This is a genomic window from Streptomyces sp. NRRL S-31 (assembly GCF_000718775.1).
Taxonomy (GTDB): Bacteria; Actinomycetota; Actinomycetes; order Streptomycetales; family Streptomycetaceae; genus Streptomyces.
Genome location: NZ_JOCB01000195.1, coordinates 1 through 3,219, shown reverse-complemented (window position 1 = coordinate 3,219; position 3,219 = coordinate 1). Strand labels below are relative to the sequence as shown.

Sequence of the window (3,219 nt, the reverse complement as noted above, 5' to 3'; positions counted from 1 at the left end):
CCAGCGAACACTCCCCCGCCCGCAGCGCCTGCGCCGCCAGATGGATCGCCACCAGCGACGACGAACACGCCGTGTCCACCGACACCGCCGGACCCTCCAACCCCAGCAGATACGACACCCGCCCGGACGTGGCGCTCGTGGCCGTTCCTGTGGCGAGGAAACCTTCGAGGTCCGGCGGCGGCTGGTTGCCGTAGCCGGAGGACCACAGACCGGTGAACACGGCTGTGCGGCTGCCGCCGAGTGTGGTCGGATCGATGCCGGCGTGTTCGAAGGTCTCCCAGGCTGTTTCCAGCAGCACCCGCTGCTGCGGGTCCATCGCCAGTGCCTCGCGCGGCGAGATGCCGAAGAACCCGGCGTCGAAGTCGGCGCCGTCGGCGAGGAAGCCGCCCGATCGGCTGTAGGTCGTGCCCGGCCGGTCCGGGTCGGGGTCGTAGACGACGTCCCATCCACGGTCCGGCGGGAATTCGGTGATCGCGTCGGCACCGTCCGAGACGAGCCGCCACAGGCCGTCCGGGGACTCCACTCCACCCGGGTAGCGGCAGCCCATGCCGATGATCGCGATCGGCTCGCGCGCGGCCTCCTCCATGTCGGCGAGGCGCCTGCTGAGCACTCCCAGGTCGGCCGTGGCGCGCTTGAGGTAAGTGCGGAGCTTCTCTTCGTCGGACATCGCTACTCCTCAGCGTTGCGGGACTCGCCCGAGCGGATGACCTCGGTCCTGCGGTGCGCATCGTCCAGAAGACTGAACAGTTCGTCGTCGCTGGCCTCGTCGACACCGGCCGCGGAGCCGGTACGTTTGGCGGTCCAGGCCGCGAGGAGTCCTTCGAGGCGGGCCGCGACGGTCTCGTAGTCGGCGTCGGCGGCTGCCGCGTCCAGGGTGGACTTGAGCTGGTCGAGTTCGGCGAGCAGGGGGTCGGGTCGGGTGCCGTGCAGCCGTGTGTGCACGAAGGCGGCGAGGCGGGCCGGTGTCGGGTGGTCGAAGACGAGCGTGGCGGGCAGGCGCAGGCCGGTGTCCGCGTCGAGCTGGTTGCGCAGTTCCACGGCGGTGAGCGAGTCGAACCCGATGTCGGTGAACGCCTGGTCGGGGTTGACCGCCTCCGGTGACGAGTGCCCCAGGACGAGGGCGACCTGGCCCACGACGAGTCGCAGCAGGTCGGCCTGTGTCCACACGCGGTCGGCGGCCTGCCTGCGCCGGGGCCGTACCAGCTCCCGCAGCAGGGCGGGCGGGTCGCCGGCGCGGCGCAGCGCCGGCAGGTCGAACCTGACGGGGGCGAGGGTGGGGGTGTCCGCGGTCAACGCGGCGTCGAACAGGGCCAGCGCGTCCGTCGTCGGCAGCGGCCGTACGCCGGCCCTGGCCAGGCGGTGCCGGTCGGTGGCGGTAAGACCTCCGGTCATGCCGCTGGCCTCCGCCCAGTAGCCCCAGGCGAGCGACACGGCCGGCTGTCCCTGGGCCTGCCGGTGCGCGGCGAGGCCGTCGAGGTACGCGTTCGCCGCCGCGTAGTTCGCCTGGCCCGCGCCGCCCAGCACACCGGCCGCCGACGAGAACAGCACGAACGCCTCCAGGTCCGAGGTCAGTTCGTGGAGGTGCCGCGCCGCGAGGGCCTTCGGCTCCCACACGCGCGCGAACCGCTGCGGGGTGAGGGATTCCACGACGGTGTCGGCCAGCGTGCCCGCGGCGTGGATCACTGAGGTGACCGGGTGTTCGGCGAGCAGCCGCGCCACCGCCTCGCGGTCGGACACGTCACACGCCACGATGGCGGCGGTCGCGCCCAGCGCGGCCAGGTCAGTGGTCAGCGCGTCCGCGCCGGGGGCGTCCGGGCCGCTCCGGCTGACCAGCAGCAGGTGCCGCACGCCGTGCCGTACGGCGAGGTGGCGGGCGATCGTGCCGCCCAGGGTGCCGGTGCCGCCGGTGACGAGCACCGTGCCCTCGGGGCTGAGCGGCGAGGGCAGCGGTTCGGTGCGCGCCCGTTGGAGGCGGGGGACGTGAACGGCGCCTGCGCGGATCGCGAGCTGGGGTTCGTCGCCGGCCAGCCGGACCTCGTCGCCGTCGTCGCCGTCGACCAGCACGAACCGGCCGGGGTGCTCGGTGGCGGCCGACCTGACCAGGCCCCAGACGGCGGTGGCCTCCGGGTCGACGTCCTCGCCCGGCCGAACCGGCACGGCGTTGCGCGTGGCGATCACCATGCGCGGGGTGTCCGTGGTGAGGAAGTCCTGGATCACCCGCAGGGTCTCGACGGGCGATGTGGCGTGGTGGACCGGGATGTCCGGTCCGGTGGTCGCCGCCTCCAGGACCGGCCACGCCACCTGGTACGGCACGTCCTGCGTGGTGGCCCCGGCCGGCCGGCGCAGGGTCAGCGAGGCGATCTCGGCGACCGGCGCGCCCGACTGGTCGGCGAGGCCGATCGCGCAGGTGTTCTGGCCGGTCAGGGTCAGCCGGACCCTGGCGTGCTCGGCGCCGCGCCACCAGGAGATCCCGGCGAAGGAGAAGGGCATCTTCGCCCGGTCGTCGGCGACGGTCACGGTCTGGATCGCGGCGTCGAGCAGGGCGGGGTGCAGGGCGAACCGGGTGTCGCCGGGGGGTACGGCCACCTCCGCGTAGAGGGTGTCGCCGTCGCGCCAGGCCGCTCGCAGACCTTGGAAGGCCGTGCCGTAGGCGAATCCGGCGTCGGCCAGGTTGTCGTAGAAGGCGTCGAGGTCGACGGCTTCGGCGTGCGGCGGCCACTGCCGTGCCCAGGACTCCCGTGGTGCGACGGGTACGGCGCCCAGGGTCCCGGTCGCGTGCCGTACCCACTCGCCGTCTGCGCGCGAGTGGATCGAGACACTGCGCCGGTCCGCCCGGTCGGGGCCGACGGTCACGGACACCTGCACGCCGTCCGCGACCACCAGCGGTGTCTCCAGCGTCAGGTCCTCGACCGCCGGGCAGCCGACGTGTTCGCCGGCCCGGAGCGCCAGGTCCACGAAGGCCGCGGCGGGCAGCAGGGGCGAGCCCGAGATGACGTGTTCGGTGAGCCACGGCTGCGCGGCGGTGGCGAGTTGGCCCGTCAGCACCACGCCGTTGTCGTCGGGGAGTTCCATGGCGTCCCGCAGCAGCGGGTGGTCGATCCGGCCGTCACCGGTCGGTGCCGGGGTGGTGGGCTGGAGCCAGTAGTGCTGGTGCTGGAAGGGATACGAGGGCACCCGCGCGCTCAACGTCCCCGCCGGTGTGGTCACGGGTGGCATCCA

2 protein-coding genes are annotated in these 3,219 nt (G+C 73.5%); both read right to left on the bottom strand.

Annotation, left to right across the window (positions count from 1 at the left end; all coding sequences use genetic code 11):
* The coding region (locus IF37_RS0138025; protein ID WP_030754167.1) for a beta-ketoacyl synthase N-terminal-like domain-containing protein at positions 1–667 on the bottom strand (667 nt) is incomplete at its 3' end.
* 2 nt (positions 668–669) lie between these two features.
* Positions 670–3,219: type I polyketide synthase (locus IF37_RS0138020; protein ID WP_216725873.1), on the bottom strand; the 2,550-nt coding region annotated here is incomplete at its 5' end.